Here is a 3,699-nt window from a genome sequence, read left to right as displayed (position 1 = left end):
AGGCTGTGTGAACGACGGATTTGCCTATCGTTCGCCCTACATCCTTAGACCGGGACAACCATCGCCCGGCTCGGCTACCTTCCTGCGTCACACCTGTTAATACGCTAAACGCACCAGCACGGGGTCGTACGCTAGGCCCAACGCTTCACCCCGAAGGGATCCATCAAAGGGATTCAGATACTTAGCACTACTGGATTGTCTTGGGCGGTTCTTCGCCGGTACGGGAATATCAACCCGTTGTCCATCGACTACGCCTGTCGGCCTCGCCTTAGGTCCCGACTTACCCAGGGAAGATTAGCTTGACCCTGGAACCCTTGGTCTTCCGGAGGACGGGTTTCTCACCCGTCTTTCGCTACTCATGCCTGCATTCTCACTCGTGTGGCATCCACGGCTGGTTCACACCGCCGCTTCACTCGCCACACGACGCTCTCCTACCCATCAACACGGCTGGACCACGAAGGCCTACCACTAATGTCAATGCCACAACTTCGGTGGCGTGCTTGAGCCCCGTTACATTGTCGGCGCGGAATCACTTGACCAGTGAGCTATTACGCACTCTTTCAAGGGTGGCTGCTTCTAAGCCAACCTCCTGGTTGTCTGTGCAACTCCACATCCTTTCCCACTTAGCACGCGCTTAGGGACCTTAGTTGGTGGTCTGGGTTGTTTCCCTCTCGACTATGAAGCTTATCCCCCACAGTCTCACTGCTGCGCTCTCACTTACCGGCATTCGGAGTTTGGCTGACGTCAGTAAGCTTTTGGGCCCCATCGGCCATCCAGTAGCTCTACCTCCGGCAAGAAACACGCAACGCTGCACCTAAATGCATTTCGGAGAGAACCAGCTATCACGAAGTTTGATTGGCCTTTCACCCCTATCCACAGCTCATCCCCTCCATTTTCAACTGAAGTGGGTTCGGTCCTCCACGACGTCTTACCGTCGCTTCAACCTGGCCATGGATAGATCACTTCGCTTCGGGTCTAGACCCTGCGACTGAATCGCCCTATTCGGACTCGCTTTCGCTACGGCTGCCCCACACGGGTTAACCTCGCCACAGAGCACTAACTCGCAGGCTCATTCTTCAAAAGGCACGCCGTCACCCCTACAAGGAGGCTCCGACGGTTTGTAAGCAAACGGTTTCAGGTACTATTTCACTCCCCTCCCGGGGTACTTTTCACCTTTCCCTCACGGTACTTGTCCGCTATCGGTCATCTGGGAGTATTTAGGCTTATCAGGTGGTCCTGACAGATTCACACGGGATTTCTCGGGCCCCGTGCTACTTGGGATACTCTTCACGCCATAACACCATTTCGACTACGGGGCTCGCACCCGCTCTGGCCAGGCGTTCAAACCTGTTCGTCTATGATGCGCTGTAACGTTCACCGGCCGGCAGACCGGAACGAAAAGTCCCACAACCCCGGCCATGCAACCCCTGCCGGGTATCACACATGACTCGGTTTAGCCTCTTCCGCGTTCGCTCGCCACTACTGACGGAATCACTGTTGTTTTCTCTTCCTGTGGGTACTGAGATGTTTCACTTCCCCACGTTCCCTCTACCCGCCCTATATATTCAGGCGGGAGTCACCAGGTCACCACAAGGGGCCTGGCGGGGTTTCCCCATTCGGAAATCCTCGGATCACAGCTCGTTTATCAGCTCCCCGAGGCTTATCGCAGATTACGACGTCCTTCTTCGGCTCCAGATGCCAAGGCATTCACCGTTTGCTCTTATGAACTTGCTAATCACATGAGTTAAGAAACTACAACTCGAAAAGTTGCAGATCCAATGATTTGCATGACCACAGCCCGAAAGCCGCGCCATGCGAATCTTGTCGATCCACGACCGAAGCCGTGAATCTAAGATGCTCGCGTCCACTGTGTAGTTCTCAAAATACGGGCGGTATCCCTCTCCCACACACCCAGGCGTGAGAAAAGGATCCGGAGAGTCGACCCCGCCACCCGAAGGCAGCCGGCCCGGTCCCTCAGGACCCAACAGCGTGCATGTACCCGACTCCACCGCCCCGACGCGTTCCCAACCCGAAGGCTGTACTGACGCGAGACGATCTCACCGAGCACCTAGTTCAATGTTCCACCCATGAGCTACCAGCAAAGACATTCGCTTTGATCTGGCGCCTGGAACACCCTGCGGTGTCCAGATGCTCCTTAGAAAGGAGGTGATCCAGCCGCACCTTCCGGTACGGCTACCTTGTTACGACTTAGTCCTAATCACCGATCCCACCTTCGACAGCTCCCTCCTTGCGGTTAGGCCACTGGCTTCGGGTGTTACCGACTTTCATGACTTGACGGGCGGTGTGTACAAGGCCCGGGAACGTATTCACCGCAGCGTTGCTGATCTGCGATTACTAGCGACTCCGACTTCATGAGGTCGAGTTGCAGACCTCAATCCGAACTGAGACCGGCTTTTTGGGATTCGCTCCACCTTACGGTATCGCAGCCCTTTGTACCGGCCATTGTAGCATGCGTGAAGCCCAAGACATAAGGGGCATGATGATTTGACGTCATCCCCACCTTCCTCCGAGTTGACCCCGGCAGTCTCCTATGAGTTCCCACCATGACGTGCTGGCAACATAGAACGAGGGTTGCGCTCGTTGCGGGACTTAACCCAACATCTCACGACACGAGCTGACGACAACCATGCACCACCTGTATACCGACCTTGCGGGGCAACCATTTCTGGAAGTTTCCGGTATATGTCAAGCCTTGGTAAGGTTCTTCGCGTTGCATCGAATTAATCCGCATGCTCCGCCGCTTGTGCGGGCCCCCGTCAATTCCTTTGAGTTTTAGCCTTGCGGCCGTACTCCCCAGGCGGGGAACTTAATGCGTTAGCTGCGACACGGAGACCGTGGAAAGGTCCCCACATCTAGTTCCCAACGTTTACGGCGTGGACTACCAGGGTATCTAATCCTGTTCGCTCCCCACGCTTTCGCTCCTCAGCGTCAGTAACGGCCCAGAGAACTGCCTTCGCCATCGGTGTTCCTCCTGATATCTGCGCATTCCACCGCTACACCAGGAATTCCATTCTCCCCTACCGCACTCTAGTCTGCCCGTACCCACTGCAGGCCCGAGGTTGAGCCTCGGGTTTTCACAGCAGACGCGACAAACCGCCTACGAGCTCTTTACGCCCAATAATTCCGGACAACGCTTGCACCCTACGTATTACCGCGGCTGCTGGCACGTAGTTAGCCGGTGCTTTTTCTGCAGGTACCGTCAAGCCGAAGCCCTTCTTCCCTACTAAAAGAGGTTTACAACCCGAAGGCCGTCATCCCCCACGCGGCGTTGCTGCATCAGGCTTTCGCCCATTGTGCAATATTCCCCACTGCTGCCTCCCGTAGGAGTCTGGGCCGTGTCTCAGTCCCAGTGTGGCCGGTCACCCTCTCAGGCCGGCTACCCGTCGTCGCCTTGGTGAGCCATTACCTCACCAACTAGCTGATAGGCCGCGAGTCCATCCTTGACCGAAAAACTTTCCACCCGCACCCGATGCCGGGGCAGGTCGTATCCGGTATTAGACGCCGTTTCCAGCGCTTATCCCAGAGTCAAGGGCAGGTTACTCACGTGTTACTCACCCGTTCGCCACTAATCCACCCAGCAAGCTGGGCTTCATCGTTCGACTTGCATGTGTTAAGCACGCCGCCAGCGTTCGTCCTGAGCCAGGATCAAACTCTCCGTAAAAAAATTACGACCTCCCA

At 56.0% G+C, this 3,699-nt stretch carries 2 rRNA genes (1 of these 2 only partly in view); both read right to left on the bottom strand.

Annotated features, from left to right (window positions below):
- Positions 1–1,734 (bottom strand): 23S ribosomal RNA (locus tag C5D44_RS17340); it reaches 1,481 nt to the left of the window's first position.
- Between the two features lie 425 nt (positions 1,735–2,159).
- A 16S ribosomal RNA gene (locus C5D44_RS17335) occupies positions 2,160–3,682 on the bottom strand.
- The 16S and 23S rRNA genes sit together here, the layout of an rRNA operon.
- Positions 3,683–3,699: the final 17 nt, after the last annotated feature.

This window comes from Rathayibacter sp. AY1B5 (assembly GCF_002932795.1).
In the GTDB taxonomy this organism is placed as follows: domain Bacteria; phylum Actinomycetota; class Actinomycetes; order Actinomycetales; family Microbacteriaceae; genus Rathayibacter.
This window is presented reverse-complemented; position numbering and strand designations above follow the sequence as displayed.